The organism is Agromyces sp. NBRC 114283 (assembly GCF_030268405.1).
Taxonomy (GTDB): domain Bacteria; phylum Actinomycetota; class Actinomycetes; order Actinomycetales; family Microbacteriaceae; genus Agromyces; species Agromyces mediolanus.
Window position 1 is genome coordinate 2,719,434 of record NZ_BSQP01000001.1, and the last position, 18,858, is coordinate 2,738,291.

Consider the following 18,858-nt stretch of genomic DNA (forward strand, 5'->3'; position numbering starts at 1 on the left):
CGAGGACCGGCCGTTCGGGAATCGGGGAGCACTGAACGGGAGGTTCAGCGCACCATCATGTCTGCGTCGAACTCGGCGACGAGCTCGTCGGGCAGGCTGTCGGGCACCGCGGTGAGACCCTCGAGCACGGCGATGCGATCGCCGACCTCGTGCATGATCACCGAGATGGGAGTGTCGAGCGCTTCGGCGACGGACGCGAGGATCTCGCTCGACGCCTCCTTCTGCCCGCGCTCGACCTCACTGAGGTAGCCGAGAGCGACGGACGCCTTGGACGCGACCTGACGAAGGGTGCGCCCCTTCTGCAGCCGGAAGTCCCTCAGCACATCGCCGATCTCCTGACGAACCAGAACCATCGGAACCTCCTTCTCTTCTGCCTCTCGGTCCGGTTGGACCGGAACGGGAGGGTCAGTCTAACCGACGTCTCCCGTGAGTCAGACTCTAGCCTTGCACACTGGATTTCCCGTGTGAACTCGTCACATGTAACGGCTCGGAGTCGGCGGGTATTCCGCGGGGCTCCGCGGCGATCCCGGGTGATCGCCACGGAGCCCCGCGCCAGTGTCTGCCGCTACTTCGTCGGCTCGTCGATCGCCTGGATCGCCGAGGTCGGCACGAGCTTGGGCGCGGCCTCGAGCTTCGCACGCCGGCGCTTCAGCCAGATGCCGGTGAGCACGATCACGGCCATGGTCGAGTAGGCGATGATCGCGAAGGGGCTGTGCACCAGGTAGAGCAGATCGCCCTGGCTGATCGCCATCGACTTGCGGAGCTGCTCCTCGGCCATCGGCCCAAGGATGCCGCCGACGACCATTGGCGCGACCGGGTAGCCGTAGCGGCGCATCAGGAAGCCCGCGATCCCGACGACGAGCAGCGTGAGCGTGTCGAACACGTTGAAGTGCAGCGCGTAGGCCCCCAGGCCGGCGAAGGCGAGGATGCCGGCGTAGAGGTACGGGCGCGGGATGCGCAGCACCTTCACCCACATGCCGACGAGCGGCAGGTTCAGCACGAGGAGCAGCACGTTGCCGATGTAGAGGCTCGCGATGAGCGCCCACACGAGTCCGGACTGGTTCTCGAAGAGCAGCGGGCCCGGGCGGATGCCGTACGACTGGAATGCGGAGATGATGATCGCCGCGGTGGCCGTGGTCGGCAGGCCGAGCGTCAGCAGCGGCACGAGCACGCCGGCCGCGGCGGCGTTGTTCGCCGCTTCCGGCCCCGCGACGCCCTCGATCGCACCGCGGCCGAACTGCTCGCGCGCCCGCCCCTTGGCGAGTTTGCGCTCGCTGGCATAGGAGAGGAAGGTCGCCACGTCGGCGCCGCCGGCGGGGATCGTGCCGATCGGGAAGCCGATCGCGGTGCCGCGCAGCCACGGCTTCCACGAGCGGCGCCAGTCGCTGCGGGTCATCCAGCTGCGCCATCCTCGGGTGACCGGGATGATCTGCACCGCACCGTGACGCAGTCGGGACGCGACGTACAGGGTCTCGCCGAGCGCGAAGAGGCCGACCGCGATGAGGACGACGTCGATGCCGTCGGCGAGGCTCGGCACTCCGAAGGTGTAGCGCTGCTGGCCCGAGAGCACCTCGGTGCCGACGAGCCCGAGCATGAGGCCGAGGCCCAGCGAGACGAGCCCGCGCGGCACGCTCGAGCCGAGCAGTGCGCCGACGGTGAGGAACGCCACGACCATCAGGGCGAAGTAGTCCGCCGGCCCGAGCTGCACCGCGAGCTTCGCGATGCCCGGAGCGAGGAAGGTGAGCAGCACGGTGGCGATCGTGCCCGCGACGAAGGAGCCGATGGCCGCGGTCGCGAGCGCGGCGGCCCCGCGGCCGGCCTTCGCCATCCGATTGCCCTCGAGGGCGGTGACGATCGAGGCCGACTCCCCCGGGGTGTTCAGCAGGATCGAGGTGGTCGATCCGCCGTACATGCCGCCGTAGTAGATGCCGGCGAAGAGGATGAGGGCGCCCGTCGGGTCGAGCGAGTAGGTGAGCGGCAGCAGCAGCGCGACGGTCATCGCCGGACCGATGCCGGGCAGCACGCCGACCGCGGTGCCGACGAACACGCCGAACAGCGCGTAGAGCAAGTACTGGGGCTGCAGTGCCGTGGTGAAGCCCTCGAGGAGGGCGGCGAGACTATCCATTGAAGATCGGGATCCAGTCGAGCAGGGGGCCGGCGGGGAGCGAGAGGCCCAGCCAGGTCCCGAAGAGCAGTTGCGTGGCGAGGCCGAGGCCGAGGCCGACGAGCACCGCGACCCACCAGCGCTTCGCGCCGAGGGTGAGCGCCGCGCCGGCGAACACCACCGCGATCGCGATCGGCCAGCCGACGAACTCGATGAGCACGAGCTGCGAGCAGAACACGGCGACGAGCAGCACGACGGCCCGCCAGTCGGTCTTCGCGTCGGGGTCGACGTCCTCGCCCTCGTCGGGCTGGCCGCGGTGCCCGGTCGCGATCGCGACGATGACGGCGATCGCGGCGACGAGCAGCAGCGCGCCGACGAAGTAGGGGAACACCCGGGGGCCGAGCACGCTCGCGGAGCCGGGGGGAACGCGGATGGCCCCGGCGCCGACGATGACGCCGACGCCGAGGAGTGCGCAGACGACGGCGAACGCGAGTTCGCCGATCGGCCGCCGGGGTCCGGCCCCCGCCGGGCGGGGGGCGCCGGCGAGGTCCGGAGTCTCGGTGGTCACTTCGCGACCAGGCCGATCGTCTGCAGCGTCTCGGTGACCTCGGTGATGTTGCCGTCGAGGAACTCCTGGAACTCGTCGCCGACGAGGAACGCGTCGCTCCAGCCCTTGTCGGCGAGGGTCTTCGTCCACGCGTCGGAGGCGTGCAGCTCGGTCACGAGCTCGACCAGCGCCTCGCGGTCGGCGTCGTCGATGCCGGGAGGGGCGAGGAGTCCGCGCCAGTTGGTCAGCTCGATGTCGTAGCCCTCGTCGCTCAGGGTCGGCACCTCGGGGAGCAGCTCGCTCGGCTCGCCCGAGGAGACCGCGAGCGCACGGAGCTCGCCCGCCTCGACCTGCTCGGCGAACTCGCCGACACCGGAGATGCCGGCCTGCACGGTGCCGCCGAGCAGCATCGTGACGGCTTCGCCGCCGCCGGAGTTCGGGATGTAGTTCAGCGTCGACGGCACGTCGGCGGGGTCGACCCCAGCCTCGGTGACGAGCATGCCGGCCAGGATGTGGTCGGCACCGCCGGCCGAGCCGCCGGTGACCGAGATCGCGGCCCCATCCTTGACGATCGCGTCGACGAGGTCGCCCACGGACTCGTAGGGCGACGAGGAGGGCACGACCACGACGAGCGGCTCCTCGGTGAGTCGGGCGATCGGGGTGACGTCCTCGATGCGCGACTGCGAGGCGTTCGTCTCGACCGCGCCGACCATGACGAGGCCGGTCACCATGAGCGTGGCCGGGTCCTTCTCGTTGGCGAGGGCGGCGAGGCCGACGGTGCCGCCGGCGCCGCCGATGTTCTCGACGGGTGCCTTGCCGACGAGGTCCTCGCTGGTAAGCACCTCGCCGAGCGCGCGGGCGGTCTGGTCCCAGCCGCCGCCCGGGTCGGCCGGGGCGATGAGCTGGACGGCGTCGAGCGACACCGCCTCGGTGTCACCTCCGCCGGTGGGCTGCGCGCCCGTGCCGGAGCACGCCGCGAGGCCGAGTCCGGTCGCGAGCGCGAGCGTGGCGACGCCGAAGCGCCGTGCCGTGGGTCGGGAAAGGGCCGCGGACCGCGGTCCGGATGCTGATCGCAAGACTCCTCCTTGAGCGCCGGCCACCCTGGCCGGTCGATCGGTACTGCACGAAGGTAGAGCTTCGCTTCCGCCAGGCGGAATGCTGCGGTCGTAAGCGTCGTAAGGGTCGTTGCGGTCGTTTCGGTCGTAGTGTTCACGGCTCCGGATGCCTGGAGCCGCCGCCGCGTGCGGCACACTGTTCCAGTGGGCCGGTCGATGTCGCTGCGCATGCAGCTCCTGCTGCTGCAGGTGACGATCGTGCTCGCCACCGTCGTCGGCACCGGGCTCGTCGCCGCCCTCCTGCAGGAGCAGCAGCTCCGCGAGTCGTACGAGGACCGCATGGTCGCCGTGGCCCAGTCCGTCGCCTCGCTGCCCGTGATCATCGAGGCCTTCGACGACCGGGCGCCCTCGCGCACGATCCAGCCCATCGCCGAGGTCGTCCGGGAGGCCTCCGACGTCACCCACGTGGTCGTCGCGAACGAGGACGGCATCCGCTACTCCCACCCGGATCCCGAGCGGATCGGCGAGCGGGTCTCGACCGACCCGTCCGTGCCGCTCTCCGGCCGGATCTACGTCGGCACGCAGACCGGCACGCTCGGCGAGTCCTGGCGGGTCAAGGTGCCCATCTTCGGGGCGGACGGCTCGACCGTGATCGGCCAGGTCTCGGTCGGCATCCTCGAGTCCGAGCTCCGCGAGGACTTCCTCGGCGGACTGTGGGCCCTCTTCGCGGCACTCGTCGGGGCGACCCTCGTCGGCGTGCTCGGCTCGGCCTGGATCGGCGGGCTCATCCGGCGCCGCATCTACGGCCTCGAGCCCGACGAGATCCGCGCGCTGCTGGAGACCCGCGAGGCCATGCTGCACGGCATCCGCGAGGGCCTCGTCGCCCTCGACGGCGACCGGCGCATCGTGCTCGTGAACGACGCGGCCGCCCGCCTGCTCGGCGTCGAGGCCGACGCCGTGCTCGGTCGCACGGTCGACGAGGTGCTGGACGGCGAGCTCGCGCGATTCATCGTGGCCGACGAGCCGGCGGAGACCCCCGTGCTCTCCGGGGAACGCGTGCTGCTCGTGCACGCCGACCGCATCCGCGTCGACGGCCGAGAGGTGGGGTGGATCGCGATCCTCCGCGATCGCACCGAGCTGGAGACCATGCTGCGCGAACTGCAGGGCGCGCAGAGCCTCGCAGATGACCTGCGCGCCCAGTCGCACGAGTTCTCGAACACGCTGCACGTGCTCGGCGGGCTCATCGAGCTCGGCCAGCTGGAGGCGGCCACCGCCTTCATCGAGCGGGTCGGCGCCGGTGGCGCGCTCAGCTCCCTGCACGACCACGGCGGCATCGCCGACGCCGAGACCGCGGCGCTCGTGCTCGCCAAGCGGTCCCGCGCGCACGAACTCGGCATCGGGCTCGAGGTCGACGCCGCCTCGCATCTCGGGAGCGGGCATCCGGCGGCCGACGACATCCGCACGGTCGTGGCGAACCTCCTCGACAACGCCGTCGAGGCCTGCGTGCTCGGCGGCGGGGTGCGCCTGCTCGTGCGCGACGACCTCGAGCCCGACGTCGTGGTGGTGCAGGTCGACGACGACGGCCCCGGCGTCCCGGCCGAGCGGCGCGCCGCGATCTTCCAGCCCGACGTCAGCGACAAGCCGCCCGCTCCCGGCAAGGCCCGGCGCGGGATCGGCCTCACCATCGTCCAGCGCATCGCCCAGCGGCTCGGGGGCACCGCCGAGGCCGGCGGCTCCCCCGCCGGCGGCGCCCGCTTCACCGTGCGGCTCCCCTCGGCGCGAGACCGGGCGGAGGCGGACGCATGAGCGATGTCCGCGTCGTCATCGTGGACGACGACTTCGCCGTCGCGCAGGTCAACCGGGCGTTCGTCGACGCCAGGCCGGGCTTCGTCGTCGTCGCGGAGGCTCACACCGGTGCCGCCGCGCTCGCGGCCATCGAGCAGCACCGCCCGGAGCTCGTCCTCCTCGACGTGTACCTGCCCGACCTGGGCGGCCTCGAAGTGCTCCGCCGGCTGCGCGCCTCGGGCGACGAGGTCGAGGTCATCGCCGTCACCGCGGCGCGCGACCTCGACACCGTGCGCCGAGCGCGACTGCTCGGCGTGCGGCAGTACCTCGTGAAGCCCTTCACCGGCGCGACCCTCGGCGAGCGGCTCGACGAGGTGCGACGCGAACTCCGCCGGGAGCGTCGCCCGGATGCGCTCGACCAGCAGGAGGTGGACCGGCTCCTCGGCACGGCCGCAGCACCGAGCGGCGCCCTGTCGGTGCCGAAGGGCCTGTCGGGGGTGAGTCTCGGCCGGGTCACCGCCGAGCTCGCGAACGCGGTGCCGGATGCCTCGGCCGCCGAGATCGCGCAGTCCCTCGGCATGAGCCGGGTGAGCGCCAGACGCTACCTCGAGCACCTCGTCGCCACCGGCGCGGCCGAAGTCGCCCCGCGGTACGGCGCGGCGGGCCGACCGGAGCACCGCTACCGGCGACGCGAGTCCCGCTAGCGCTCCGCGCGGACCGCGCCGGCGAGCCGGGGCGCCGCTACCGGCGGTGCGACTCCCGCTCGAGCTCGGCGCGCAGTTCGCGGACGGCGCGACGCACCGCCTCCGCGCGGATCGCCGCCCGATCCCCCGACAGCTGAAGCTCCACCGCCCGTTCGCCGTCCGGACCGCTGACGCCGACGTAGACGGTGCCCGGGGGCCGCCCGTCCTGCGGATCCGGGCCGGCGACGCCGGTCGTGGCGATGCCGAGCTCCGCATCGCGTCCACCGACGGCGAGCGCCGCACGGGCCCCGCGGGCCATCTGCCTCGCGACCTCCGGGTGCACGGCCCCCTCGGCGGCCAGGAGCTCCGCGTCCACACCGAGCAGCCGATGCTTCAGCGGCGTGGCGTACGCGACGATGCCGCCGTTCACGACGGCCGAAGCGCCGGGGATGCGGATGAGCTCCGCGGCCAGCAGGCCGCCGGTGAGCGACTCGGCGACCGCGAGGCGCAGCCCGCGACGGGCCAGCTCCGCGACGAGACCCGCCGTTTCATCCGCCTGCGGCGCGCCGACGGCGGTCTGAGCGGACGAGGCACCCGCGCCGTCGCTCATGCGCGTCCCGCGCGCCCCTCGCGGGCGAGCCGGATCGCGTCCCGCACGTACAGCAGGCCCGACCACACGGTCAGCACGAGCGCCGCAGCGATGAGCACCGCGTTCACCCACGCCATCCACTCGCCGAGCAGGACCGGCAGCGGCGCGAGCGCGACGGAGATCGCGACCGCCTGCACGACGGTCTTGAGCTTGCCGCCCGAGGACGCCGGCACGACATTGCCGCGGCCGAGTTCGACGAAGCGCCAGACCGTGATGCCCACTTCGCGGAGAATGATCAGTCCGGTCACCCACCACGGCACCTCGGCGAGGATCGAGAGGCAGACGAGCGCGCCGCTGGTGAGCAGCTTGTCGGCGATGGGGTCGAGGATCTTGCCGAGATCGGTGACGAGCCCACGGCTGCGCGCGATGTGCCCGTCGATGCCGTCGGTCGCGATCGCGACGACGAACAGCGCCGTCGCAGCCCAGCGGAGCGCGCCGCCCTCGCCCGCATCCGCCAGCACCAGCCAGAAGAAGATCGGCGCGAGCAGGATGCGCACGATCGTGATCGCGTTCGGCAGGTTCCAGTTCGCCGATCGAGCACGGCCTTCGGCGGAGGAGGTCATAGGGCCAAGGCTACCCGGTCAGTCGCGACCGGTGAGGCCCCAGGCATCCTCGTCGTCCTCCGCCTCGACCTCTTCGAGGCCCTCGGGAATGCGCCCGACCGGATCGTCGTAGCGATCGTCGGTCTGCGGCGCCGCCGGCGGGGTCGCAGCGGATGCGGCGGCCGGCGCGGCGGCGGGCGCCGGCCCCGAGGGCTCGCCGCGGAGCTTGGCCAGCACCCCGGGCAGCTGCTCGGCGGTCACGAGCACGTCGCGCGCCTTCGAGCCCTCGGAGGGGCCGACGATCTCGCGGGACTCGAGGAGGTCCATGAGTCGCCCCGCCTTCGCGAAGCCGACCCGGAGCTTGCGCTGCAGCATCGAGGTCGAGCCGAACTGCGTCGACACGACGAGCTCGGCGGCCGCGAGCAGCAGCTCGAGGTCGTCGCCGATGTCGGAGTCGATCTCCTTGCGCTCGACCGCGGCCTGCACGTCCTGGCGGTACTCGGGGCGCGCCTGACGAGTCACGTGCGAGACGACCCGTTCGATCTCGGCCTCGCTCACCCACGCGCCCTGCACGCGGAGCGCCTTCGACGCCCCCATCGGCAGGAACAGGCCGTCGCCCTGGCCGATGAGCTTGTCGGCGCCGGGCTGGTCGAGGATGACGCGCGAGTCGGTCACGCTCGTCACCGCGAACGCGAGCCGCGACGGGACGTTCGCCTTGATGAGTCCCGTCACGACGTCGACGGAGGGGCGCTGGGTCGCGAGCACCAGGTGGATGCCGGAGGCGCGGGCGAGCTGCGTGATGCGGACGATCGAGTCCTCGACGTCGCGCGGGGCGACCATCATCAGATCGGCGAGCTCGTCGACGACGACGAGCAGGTAGGGGTACGGCTTCAGCACCCGCTCGCTGCCCGCCGGCAGCACGATCTCATCGTTCACGACGGCCTTGTTGAAGTCGTCGATGTGGCGGAAGCCGAACGACGCGAGGTCGTCGTACCGCATGTCCATCTCCTTCACGACCCACTGCAGCGCTTCGGCCGCCTTCTTCGGGTTCGTGATGATGGGCGTGATGAGGTGCGGGACGCCCGCGTACGGGGCGAGCTCGACGCGCTTGGGGTCGATGAGCACCATGCGGACGTCGCTCGGCTTCGCGCGCATCAGCAGGCTCGTGATCATGGAGTTCACGAAGCTCGACTTGCCGGAGCCGGTGGAGCCGGCGACGAGGAGGTGCGGCATCTTCGCGAGGTTCGCGATGACGTAGCCGCCGCCCACGTCCTTGCCGACGCCGATCGTCATGGGGTGCTTCGCGTTCGCCGCCGCCGGCGCCCGGAGGACGTCGCCGAGCGTCACGATCTCGCGGTCGGCGTTCGGGATCTCGACGCCGATCGCGCTCTTGCCGGGGATCGGCGAGAGGATGCGCACCTCGTTCGACGCGACGGCGTAGGAGAGGTTCTTCGACAGCGCGGTGACCCGCTCGACCTTCACGCCGGGCCCGAGCTCGATCTCGTACTGGGTCACGGTCGGGCCGCGCGAGAAGCCGGTGACCTTCGCATCGACCGAGAACTGCTCGAGCACGCCCGTGATGGCCCGGACCACGTCGTCGTTGGCCTGGGAGCGGGTCTTCGCCGGCGCCCCCGCCGCGAGCGTCGAGGAGGCGGGCAGGTGGTACGGGCGATCCGGCTGCGGCTCGGCGGCCTCGTCGGGAACGAGCCCGAGCGCCGCGTCGGCCCCCGGCTCGTCGTCGAGGCCGGCCAGCGGCTCGAGCACGGCGGTCGCGCCCGCGTCGTCGCCCCGGAGCCCGGTGCCGCCGTGCGGCACCTCGCCCGTGAACCGGGCGACCGCCGACTCGGCGCGCTCGAGCTCGCCGATGACCTCGGCGTCGTAGCCGTCGCCCTCGAGCGCCGACTCGAAGCTGCCGTCCGCGGATCCGGGACCGAACACCTCGGTGAGCCCGTCGACGCCGGGCGGCTCGAAGCTCGGGTCCTCCTCGCGGTTCGAGCTGTTGCGCCGCCACCACGGGACGAGGCCGGTCGCGCTGGGTTCGTCGTCGTCGTCGAGGCCGTCGAGCTCGACCGGCTCGCTGCGCTCCTTCTTGCGGCGACCGGGCTTCGCCTCCGGCTCGGCCTCGGCGGCTTCGGCCTCGGGCGCTCCGAAGAGCCAGACGTAGAGCTCCCGGACGCGCGCACCGATGCGGTTCGGCGGCGTCTTGGTCATGATGAGCAGGGCGAGCAGGAGCAGGAGGATGACGACGGCGGTCGCGCCGATCGGCGTGATCAGGAAGATCAGCGGCTGTGCGAGCGTCCAGCCGAGCACGCCGCCCGCCTTCGCGAGCGCCATGATGCCCTCGCTCGGATCGGGCTGGCCGCCGAAGATGTGGCAGAGCGCGGCGACGGTGACGAGGAGCAGCGCGAGCCCGATGCCGATGCGGGTGTTGTCGTGCACGGAGCTCGGGTGCCGGAACAGCCAGACCGCGAAGAGCAGCATGATGATGGGCAGCGCGAAGGCGACCCGCCCGAAGAGCGCGCCGAAGCTCCACGCGTCGAGCGTCTGCGCCACCGGGTCGTTGATGAGGAACCACTCGATCACGGCGCCCGCGATCGCGAGGAGCACGAGGAAGAAGGGCAGCCCGTCGCGGCGCTCCTCCTTCTGCAGGGTCTCGGGTCCGAGCGCACGGGCGGCCCCGCCCGCGACATGGGCGAGCCCCATCCAGGCCCGCACGAGCAGGTTCGGCCCCTCGGGCTGCGCCGCCTTCGCCTGGGCGGCCTTGCTCTGCTTGGCGGTCGCGGCGGGCAGCTTCTTGGTCGGGGCAGTGCGCGCGGCGGTGCCGCGGGTCGAGCTACCCGAGGCACGGCCCGTCGACTTCGTGCTCGTTGCCATGCCCACCAGGCTACGGCCGCCCGCCGTCACTGGCCCGCAGCTGCGCGGGAATGTTCCGGATCCGCGTGCGCACGCTCAGAACCGGATCGCGTCGATGACCCGCACCCGCACGGCCGCCAGCGCCGGCAGCACCCCGGCGAGGGCGCCGACGAGCACGGCCGAGCCGAGTCCGACGATCGCCGCCTCGATCGGGAAGCCGGGGAGGTCCTCGAGCTCGGCGCCGCCGAGGACCATGGTCATCAGCGGGCTGCGGACGAGCAGGATCGCGACGCCCACCCCGACCACGCCGGCGACGAAGGTGCCGACGACGCTCTCCATCAGCACCGCGAAGAACACTCGCCCGGCGGTCGCGCCGAAGGTGCGGCGGATGCCGATCTCGCGGATCCGGGTGCGGACCGTGACGAGCGCGATGTTCACGAGACCGAGCGCGCCGAGCAGGAGGATGACGACGGCGACGCCCGCGACGAGGAGCTTCACGAAGAGGAGCGGGTCCTCGCCGAACGCCGCGTAGTCGCTGCGGAACCCGTCGACCTGGGCGCCGTCGCCGAGCGCGCCCGCGAAGTCGCGCCGGATCGCCTCGATCAGCGGTTCCGCCTGGTTCTGGTCGAGCCACGCCTCGAAGCTCGGCAGCTGGCCGCCCATCATGCCGCCGCTCCCGCTCGCCGGGATCGCCGCGTAGGCGTCGGCGAGCATGAACGCGCTCGGCTCCGTGTCCCACTCCCCCGTCTTCGGCGTGACGCCGACGACCACCGCGGTCACCCCGCCCTCCGCGAGCAGCTCGACCGTCGGGTTGGTGGCGAGCGCCGGCCGGCCGATCCGTTCCCAGAACGGCTCGTTGATGACGATCGCCGGCGCCAGCCGCTCGGCGTCGCCGGGGGCGAACCAACTCCCCTCGCTCACCCGGACGCGGTGGATCACCCCGTACGCCGGATCCACCGCCTGGGTCGCGACCGGCACCGCGCCGTCCGCGAACTGCACCGTGAGCTGGCCGTAGACGATCCGGCTGCCGTAGGCGATGCCGTAGCGTTCGAGCACCTCGCCCCACGCCGCGCTCAGCTGCGCCGGATCGGGCGGCGTGGAGGCGTTGACGTTGAACTGGGCGGTCGCCGCCCGTCCGCCGCTGCGCTCCGAGACCTCGCGCACGCCCTGCTCGGCCACCGCGCCGGCCCCGACCACGGTCGCGAGCGCGCACACCGCGACGGCGACGCCGACGAGCGAGAGCAGGACCCGGCCCCGATGGATGCGGAGCTCCTCCATCGCCTCGACGACGGCGCTCACGAACCCGGTCGCGATCCTGGCCAGCGCGTTCACGACGGGCTCCCGGCGGGCACCGCTTCGTCGAGCGGCACCAAGCGCCCCTCGCTGAGGCGGAGATGGCGGTCGGCGCGGCGCGCGATCGCGGGATCGTGGGTGATCGTGACGAGCGCCGCCCGGGTCTCCGCGGCGACCTCCTCGATGAGCTCCATGACGGTGCCGCCCGTCTCCAGGTCGAGCGCGCCGGTGGGTTCGTCGGCGAGGATGAGTCTCGGCCGCCGGACGAGCGCCCGCGCGATCGCGACGCGCTGCTGCTCGCCGCCCGAGAGCCGCTCCGGCCGGGAATCGGTGCGCTCGCCGAGCCCGACGCGCTCGAGCATCTCCCGCGCGATCCGCTCGCGGCGCCAGAAGGATGCGCCGCCGTCGTAGAGGAGCGGGGTCTGCACGTTCTCGATGGCGGTTCGGCCGGGCAGCAGGTTGAACTGCTGGAAGATGAAGCCGATCTCGCGCCCGCGAACGCGATCGCGGCGGGCCCCGCGGAGGCGCCGGGCGTCTTCGCCCAGGATGCGCAGCTCGCCCTCGCTCGGGCTGTCGATGAGGCCGAGCAGGTTCAGCAGGGTCGACTTGCCGGAACCGCTGCGACCCACGATGGAGACGCGCTCGCCCTCGTCGACCGCGAGTTCGACGTGCCGCAGGATCGTGAGCGGCTCCGCGTCGGGCAGTTCGACCGTGCGACCGACGTCGATCGCCTCGACGAGCCTCATCCGCCGCACACCTGCATGCCGCCGGGCAGGAGCTCGCAGCCCTCCATGCCGGCCGGCACCGCCGGCGCGCCCGGCACGAACTCGAGAATGCTGTCGCCCTCGGCGAGGCCCTCGGCGACCGCCACCTGCCGCCCGTCGCTCAGACCGAGCTTCACCTCGCGCTCGGTCTGCGCCCCCTCGGCGTCGACGAGCCAGACGACGCCCGTCTCGGCCCCACCCTTGACGGCGGTGGTCGGGATGACGAGCACGTTCTCCGCCGTGCCGGCCTGGATGGTCACCTCGGCGGCGAGACCGGGGAACACCCGGACGTCGCCGGGCACGGCGCAGCGCACCGTCGCCGCGGTCGCCCCGCCGCCCTGCGGCTGCTGGCCGGCGGCCCCGTCCTGCCCGTCGGATCCGCTCGCCGGGCTCCGCGGGGTTCCGATCGTGAGCCCGGTGCAGGTGAACGGCGCCGGACCTCCGGAGATCGCGACCTGCGCCTCGCCGGGCTGCTGGGTGAGCCGGTACTGCTGCTCGGGCGTGAGCGACGCCGTGACGTTGAAGCTCGGCGGGGCGACCTGTCCCGTGACCCCGCCGGTCGTGACGGGCTGCCCCTCGATCACGTCGAGCGAGCTCAGCACGCCCGTCGCCGGGGCGAACACCTTCTCGAAGCGGTAGCTCGGCGGCGCGGGCACGGTCATCGGCTGCCCGTCCGGTCCGGTCTCCTCGACGGTGGCCGGGGGATTCTCGACCTTGATGTCGAAGAGCTTGTCGCCGGCCGTGACCTGGCTCCCGGCGGCGACGAAGACCTCGTCGACCGTGCCGGTGCCGCTCGCCTTGACCGCGACGGTGGGATCGGCGTTGACCGTGCCGGTGAGGACGAGGTCGTTGGTCACCGTGCCCGTGGCGACGACGACCTGCGGCGCGGCGAGGCTCCCGCCCGGTTGGAGGGTCGCGTCGTCCTCGGCCCGGTCCGGGAAGAACGCGAGCTTCACGAGCGCGATCGCCACGACCGCGACGAGCACCACCCGGATGATCGGAAAGACCCACTTGCGCCAGACGCCCACGACACCCCAATCGTTCCGCCCGACTCCGGGCACTGGACCACACTAGGGGGTGAACCGGCTCCGCTTCGTCGGTCTCGGGGATGAATCGGGGGAAACCCCGAGCGGCCTGTCGCGGACGCGCCACTTCCGTGTCACCGGTCCGCCAGCGCCTCGCTCTCGCCCGCGCTGGAACGCAGCGCACCGCCCGGGCCGGAGCCGCGGGCGGTGCGCTGAGCGTCGAAGCGAGAGGCGCTACGCCTCGATCACGAGCGGCACGAGCATGGGGCGCCGACGCAGTCGCCGGTTCACCCAGGTGCCGAGCGTGCGCCGCACGATCTGCTGCAGCCCGTACGCGTCGCGCACGCCGTTCTGCGCGGCATCCGCGAGCGCGCCGACGATCTTCGGCTTCACGTCCTCGAAGACCGCGTCGTCCTCGGCGAAGCCGCGGGCGTGGATCTCGGGACCGGAGATGACTCGGCCGGTCGCCGCGTCGACGACGACGATGACCGAGATGAAGCCCTCCTCGCCGAGGATGCGGCGGTCCTTCAGGTCGGCGTCGGTGATCTCGCCCACCGTCGAGCCGTCGACGTAGACGAAGCCGAGGTCGAGCTGGCCGGCGACGCGCACCTCGCCGTCCTTCAGGTCGAAGACGGTGCCGTTCTCGCCGATGAAGGTGTTGCGCTCCGGGATGCCCGTGTCGCGGGCGAGCTTCGCGTTCGCGACGAGGTGCCGGTACTCGCCGTGGATCGGCAGGACGTTGCGCGGCTTCAGGATGTTGTAGCAGTAGAGCAGTTCGCCGGCGGCGGCGTGGCCCGAGACGTGCACCCGGGCGTTGCCCTTGTGCACGACATTCGCACCGAGCTTCGTCAGCCCGTCGATGACGCGGTAGACGGCGTTCTCGTTGCCGGGGATGAGGCTCGAGGCGAGGATGACGGTGTCGCCCGGCTCGATCTCGATCTGGTGGTCGCGGTTCGCCATGCGGCTGAGCACGGCCATCGGCTCGCCCTGCGAGCCGGTCGACATGTAGACGATGCGCTCGTCGGGGATGTCGCCGGCCTTCTTGTAGTCGACGAGCACGCCGTCCGGCACCTTCAGGTAGCCGAGCTCGGCGGCGATGGTCATGTTCCGCACCATGCTGCGGCCGAGGAGCGCGACCCGGCGGCCGTTCGCGTGTGCCGCGTCGAGCACCTGCTGCACGCGGTGCACGTGGCTCGAGAAGCTCGCCACCACGACCTTCTTCGTCGCCCGGGAGATCACCTGGTCGAGGACCGGGCCGATCTCGCGCTCGAGCGGCGTGAAGCCCGGGACATCCGCGTTCGTCGAGTCGACCAGGAACAGGTCGACGCCCTCTTCTCCGAGCCGCGCGAAGTCGCGGAGGTCGGTGAGCCGGCCGTCGAGCGGCAGCTGGTCCATCTTGAAGTCACCGGTGGCGAGCACGCTGCCCGCGCGGGTCTTGATCGCGACGGCGAGCGCGTCGGGGATCGAGTGGTTCACCGCGACGAACTCGAGGTCGAAGGGGCCGAGCGTCTCGCGCTGCCCCTCGCGCACCGTGAGGCTGTACGGCTGGATGCGGTGCTCCTTGAGCTTCGCCTCGACGAGCGCGAGCGTCAGCGTCGAGCCGATCAGCGGGATGTCCGCGCGGCGCTTCAGGAGGTACGGGACGGCGCCGATGTGGTCCTCGTGGCCGTGGGTCAGCACGACGCCGACGATGTCGCCGAGTCGGTCCTCGAGGAAGCCGAAGTCCGGCAGGATCAGGTCGACACCCGGCTGGTGCTCCTCCGGGAAGAGCACGCCGCAGTCGACGATCAGGATCTTGCCGTCGATCTCGAAGCTCGTCATGTTCCGGCCGACCTCGCCGAGGCCGCCGATCGGGATCACGCGCAACGTGCCCGCCTCGAGCGTGGCGGGTGCAAAGACGTCGGGCATAGGCCCTCCTTCGTGTTGATGTTCAGTTGACGGTGCGGGCCGCGCGGCCCAGCGGATGTCTCGGGGCGCCGTTCAGCGCGTGGTTCCGGCGATCTTCGGCAGGGCGCCGCCGGCGGCGGCGTTGCGATCGGGCCGGAAGTTGTGGAAGTCGACGCCGGGCACGCCCTGGACGAGGGCGATCTCGTCCTCGATGAGAGCGGCCTCCCACTCTTCGGGCCCGACGAGCGGCAGCCGCACGCGGGGGCTGCCGATGCGGCCGAGACCGTGCAGGATGTACTTCGCCGCCACGGTACCGGGCACATGCGTCATGGTCGCGCGCACGAGCGGCTCGAGGCGCTGGTGCTCGGCCGTCGCCGCGGCGAGGTCGCCCCGGTTCACGGCGTCGACGATGGCCCGGTACGGCGCGGGGGCGATGTTCGCGGTGACGCCGATGAGGCCGGTCGCCCCGATCGCGAGGTGCGGGAGCACGTTCGCGTCGTCGCCGGAGAAGTACATGAGCTCGGTCTGGTTCAGCACCCGGCTCACCTCGCTGAAGTCGCCCTTGGCGTCCTTCACGGCGAGGATGTTCGGGTGCTTCGCGAGCCGCAGGATGGTCTCGTACGTGATCGGCACGCCGGTGCGGCCGGGGATGTCGTAGAGGATGACCGGCAGATCGGTGGCGTCGGCCACCATGCGGAAGTGCGTGAGGATGCCGGCCTGGGTCGGCTTGTTGTAGTACGGCGTGACGATCATGATGCCGTCGGCGCCGGCCTTCTCGCTGTGCTGGTACAGCTCGATGGCGTGGGCCGTCTCGTTCGAGCCGCCGCCCGTGATGATCTTCGCCCGGCCCGCCGCGACGTCCTTGCCGACCTCGACGAGCCGCAGCTTCTCGGGATCGGTCAGCGTCGAGGTCTCACCCGTCGTGCCGGTGACGACGATGCCGTCGGCACCGTTCGAGATGACGTCGTCGATGTGCTTCTCGACCCCGGGCCAATCGACTTCGCCGTCCGCCGTCATGGGCGTGACGAGCGCGACGAGCACTTGTCCGAAGGGGTTTTCCTGAGTCACGCCCTCCAGGCTATCGGTTCCGCGCGCCGCGCGACGATCCGTTGCGCCGGCGGGCGGCTCGCCTGCGCGAGTTGCACGACGAACGGCTGAATGCTGCGCGGCGGCCGGCGCGTCGCCGGGATCATCGTGCGACACGACGCGAAAGGTGGCGCCCCGACGATGTTCGAGCCAGGATCGCCGCCTCCACCATCGGCCACTCGTGCACGATGAGGGCGTAGTCGAAGCGCAGCGTCTCGAAGCCGAGCGCGGCCGCCGCCGCATCGCGCACAAGATCCTTGTGGCGCTTCGAGGCGGACGACGCCGAATCAGGAGCGTCGACGTGGTTCGCTTTGCCGTCCGCCTCGAGGATCAGTCGGTCGCCCAGCACGAAGTCGACCCGGCCGACCCCGGGGATCTGCACCTGGGAGCGAAGGTCGAGGCCGAGCCCGCGCAGCCTGAGCCGGAGCAGCGACTCGAGCCCGCTGTCGGCGTCCCACCGAGCGAAGTCGACGAGCCATCGGTGCTTCGCCGGGAGCCGCGCACGCAGCGTCGCCACGCCCGGCCGGCCGATGAATCGCTTGCGCATCGCCGATTCGAGCGCGACGAAGAACTCCTCCGTCCCCCGGCACCCGTGCAGCTGGAGGAGCGCCTCACCGAGGGGCGCTCGGGGCTCCGTCGTCGACGCGCGGCTCCAGTGTGTGACGCATCCGCAGCCCTCGTGCCGCCGGCGTCGCCCGGTGCGCGGCATCGACACGTGCACCGCTTCGGGCGCCTCCAGCACCCAGAGCCCGGCGGCGTGGACTCTGCTGAGGCATCCCAGCGCTCCCCCATGACGGACGGCGGTCTGCACCGGAACCGGGAGGTCGGGGACGGCGTAGACGCCTTCTCGCAGCCGGATGATCTCGCCCTCGGCGAGCGCCCGGGAGAGGGAGGTCCGGTCGATGCCGCTCGCCGCGAGCTCGCCGGTGCGGGCGACGCCGCCAGAGATGACGCATCGGCGACGGACGAGGGCGGGAGTGACGGGCATGCGAGCAGCCTGTGCGATTCGGTCCCGCCTCGCGTTCCGGTGCGGTGCATCTGTGCGCGACTGCGGCCGGCGGTCGCCTGGTGAGGACGAGGGGCGCCCCGGGTGCATGCGTGCGAGTCGCACGATGGGTCCCACGACGCGCGAGCCGGAGAGACGCGCTGGGCGAATCATCGTGCGACTCGCGCCGGCCGCTGACCGGCCGGGCGCGCCCGGCTCAGCGCTCGAGGCTGAGGAAGCGGTAGCGGATGCCGGAGCGGGACGTGTGCCAGCGCGGCTCGTTCCCGCTCGCGGCCGGCTCGACGGCGGCGAGGCGCCACTCGGGGCCGCGCTCGGGCGCGAAGGCGTCGCCCGCGACGTCGAGGTCGAGCTCGGTGACCTCGAGGCGATCTGCGCGCGGCAGGGCCTGCCGGAACAGCTCGCCGCCGCCGATGACCCAGACGCGGACGGCCTCGCCCGAGGCATCCGCGCCGTCCACGGCGAGCGTGAGCGCCTCGTCGAGCGAGCCGGCCCGCTGCGCACCGTCGGCGGCCCAGTTGCCCTGCCGCGTCACGACGACGTTCGCCCGGCCGGGCAGGGGCCGGAAGCGCTCGGGCAGCGAGTCCCAGGTCTTGCGGCCCATGACGACCGGCGCGCCGAGCGTCACCGCCTTGAAGTGCGCGAGGTCTTCGGGCACGTGCCAGGGCATGCCGCCGCCGGCGCCGATCACCCTGCCGTGGGCCTCGGCCCAGACGAGCCCGATGCGCACCGCGGGTGCCGCGGCGGCCGAGGCGTCGCTCATACCGCGACCGCGCCGCGGATGGCGGGGTGGTGCTCGTAGCCCTCGACGACGAAGTCGTCGTACTCGTAGTCGAGGATCGATTCGGGCTTCCGCGCGAGACGCAGCGTCGGGGCGGGGTAGGGCTCGCGCTCGAGCTGGGTGCGCACCTGCTCGAGGTGGTTGTCGTAGATGTGGCAGTCGCCGCCCGTCCAGACGAAGTCGCCGGGCTCGAGCCCCGTCTGCTGGGCCACCATGAGGGTGAGCAGCGCGTAGGACGCGATGTTGAACGGGACGCCGAGGAAGAGGTCGGCGCTGCGCTGGTACAGCTGGCAGGAGAGCTTGCCGTCGGCGACGTAGAACTGGAACATCGCATGGCACGGCGCGAGCGCCATGTCGGGGATGTCGGCCGGGTTCCACGCCGAGACGATGAGCCGGCGCGAGTCGGGCGTCTGGCGGATCTGCTCGATCACCTGGGCGATCTGGTCGATGTGCTCGCCGCCGGGCGTCGGCCAGGAGCGCCACTGCACGCCGTACACCGGCCCGAGCTCGCCCTCGGCGTCGGCCCACTCGTCCCAGATGGTGACGCCGTGCTCCTGCAGCCAGCGCACGTTCGAGTCGCCGCGGAGGAACCAGAGCAGCTCGTACGCGATCGACTTGAAGTGCACGCGCTTCGTCGTGATGAGCGGGAAGCCCTGCGCGAGGTCGAAGCGGATCTGCCGGCCGAACACGCTCGTGGTGCCCGTGCCGGTGCGATCGGATTTGTGCGTGCCGTGCTCGAGCGCGTCGCGGAGCAGGTCTTCGTACGGGGTCGGGATCGCAGCTGCCACCCCTCGATGCTAG

17 protein-coding genes are annotated in these 18,858 nt (G+C 72.1%); 2 read left to right on the forward strand and 15 right to left on the reverse strand.

The genetic code is table 11. From position 1 onward, the window contains the following. Positions 1–44 precede the first annotated feature (44 nt). The 4 genes from QSJ60_RS13120 to QSJ60_RS13135 form a co-directional block, all read right to left on the reverse strand. Positions 45–353, reverse strand: coding sequence for a helix-turn-helix domain-containing protein (locus tag QSJ60_RS13120; RefSeq protein WP_189086033.1), 309 nt, complete (start codon positions 351–353; stop codon positions 45–47). 212 nt (positions 354–565) lie between these two features. Beyond that, positions 566–2,125, reverse strand: coding sequence for a tripartite tricarboxylate transporter permease (locus QSJ60_RS13125; RefSeq protein ID WP_285463879.1), 1,560 nt, complete (start codon positions 2,123–2,125; stop codon positions 566–568). Next, positions 2,118–2,672 (reverse strand): tripartite tricarboxylate transporter TctB family protein, encoded by a 555-nt coding sequence (locus tag QSJ60_RS13130; protein ID WP_285463880.1) that lies wholly within the window; start codon positions 2,670–2,672, stop codon positions 2,118–2,120. Before QSJ60_RS13130 ends, QSJ60_RS13125 begins: the two co-directional genes overlap by 8 nt. After that, complete coding sequence (locus tag QSJ60_RS13135) at positions 2,669–3,727, reverse strand: Bug family tripartite tricarboxylate transporter substrate binding protein (protein WP_189086036.1); 1,059 nt, start codon at positions 3,725–3,727, stop codon at positions 2,669–2,671. Before QSJ60_RS13135 ends, QSJ60_RS13130 begins: the two co-directional genes overlap by 4 nt. A 183-nt stretch (positions 3,728–3,910) precedes the next feature. Between QSJ60_RS13135 and QSJ60_RS13140 the strand changes: the two genes are divergently transcribed. Both QSJ60_RS13140 and QSJ60_RS13145 read left to right on the forward strand, forming a co-directional pair. Then, positions 3,911–5,512: an ATP-binding protein gene (locus QSJ60_RS13140; RefSeq protein WP_285463881.1), complete on the forward strand. Its 1,602-nt coding sequence runs from the start codon at positions 3,911–3,913 to the stop codon at positions 5,510–5,512. Beyond that, on the forward strand, positions 5,509–6,195 hold the full coding sequence (locus QSJ60_RS13145) for a response regulator (protein ID WP_189086038.1): 687 nt from the start codon (positions 5,509–5,511) through the stop codon (positions 6,193–6,195). The genes QSJ60_RS13140 and QSJ60_RS13145 overlap by 4 nt, the downstream gene beginning before the upstream one ends. 37 nt (positions 6,196–6,232) lie before the next feature. Here the strand turns inward: QSJ60_RS13145 and QSJ60_RS13150 are convergent, their stop codons facing one another. The 11 genes from QSJ60_RS13150 to QSJ60_RS13200 form a co-directional block, all read right to left on the reverse strand. Next, entirely contained in the window at positions 6,233–6,784 is a 552-nt protein-coding gene (locus QSJ60_RS13150; RefSeq protein ID WP_285463882.1) for a CinA family protein, read from the reverse strand. Then, a complete protein-coding gene (pgsA, locus tag QSJ60_RS13155) occupies positions 6,781–7,386 on the reverse strand; it encodes a CDP-diacylglycerol--glycerol-3-phosphate 3-phosphatidyltransferase (protein WP_189086040.1) in 606 nt (201 codons plus the stop codon). Before pgsA ends, QSJ60_RS13150 begins: the two co-directional genes overlap by 4 nt. An 18-nt stretch (positions 7,387–7,404) precedes the next feature. Further along, the gene (locus QSJ60_RS13160; RefSeq protein ID WP_285463883.1) at positions 7,405–10,239 is read right to left on the reverse strand and encodes an FtsK/SpoIIIE family DNA translocase; all 2,835 of its coding nucleotides are present in this window, start codon (positions 10,237–10,239) and stop codon (positions 7,405–7,407) included. A gap of 75 nt (positions 10,240–10,314) precedes the next feature. Beyond that, positions 10,315–11,550 carry an ABC transporter permease gene (locus QSJ60_RS13165; protein WP_285463884.1) on the reverse strand — a complete coding sequence of 412 codons (1,236 nt, stop codon included), beginning with the start codon at positions 11,548–11,550 and terminating at the stop codon, positions 10,315–10,317. After that, entirely contained in the window at positions 11,547–12,257 is a 711-nt protein-coding gene (locus QSJ60_RS13170) for an ABC transporter ATP-binding protein (protein ID WP_230766572.1), read from the reverse strand. Before QSJ60_RS13170 ends, QSJ60_RS13165 begins: the two co-directional genes overlap by 4 nt. Beyond that, positions 12,254–13,303: an efflux RND transporter periplasmic adaptor subunit gene (locus tag QSJ60_RS13175; RefSeq protein WP_285463885.1), complete on the reverse strand. Its 1,050-nt coding sequence runs from the start codon at positions 13,301–13,303 to the stop codon at positions 12,254–12,256. Before QSJ60_RS13175 ends, QSJ60_RS13170 begins: the two co-directional genes overlap by 4 nt. Positions 13,304–13,534: 231 nt before the next feature. Further along, on the reverse strand, positions 13,535–15,208 hold the full coding sequence (locus tag QSJ60_RS13180) for a ribonuclease J (protein ID WP_189086044.1): 1,674 nt from the start codon (positions 15,206–15,208) through the stop codon (positions 13,535–13,537). A 72-nt stretch (positions 15,209–15,280) separates the two neighbouring features. Next, positions 15,281–16,255 (reverse strand): 4-hydroxy-tetrahydrodipicolinate synthase, encoded by a 975-nt coding sequence (gene dapA / locus QSJ60_RS13185; protein ID WP_189086045.1) that lies wholly within the window; start codon positions 16,253–16,255, stop codon positions 15,281–15,283. 121 nt (positions 16,256–16,376) lie between these two features. Further along, a complete protein-coding gene (locus QSJ60_RS13190; protein WP_285463886.1) occupies positions 16,377–17,261 on the reverse strand; it encodes a type IV toxin-antitoxin system AbiEi family antitoxin domain-containing protein in 885 nt (294 codons plus the stop codon). Between the two features lie 214 nt (positions 17,262–17,475). Beyond that, positions 17,476–18,039, reverse strand: a complete 564-nt coding sequence (locus QSJ60_RS13195; protein ID WP_285463887.1) for a dihydrofolate reductase — start codon at positions 18,037–18,039, stop codon at positions 17,476–17,478. Further along, complete coding sequence (locus tag QSJ60_RS13200) at positions 18,036–18,845, reverse strand: thymidylate synthase (RefSeq protein ID WP_230766559.1); 810 nt, start codon at positions 18,843–18,845, stop codon at positions 18,036–18,038. Before QSJ60_RS13200 ends, QSJ60_RS13195 begins: the two co-directional genes overlap by 4 nt. Positions 18,846–18,858 lie beyond the last annotated feature (13 nt).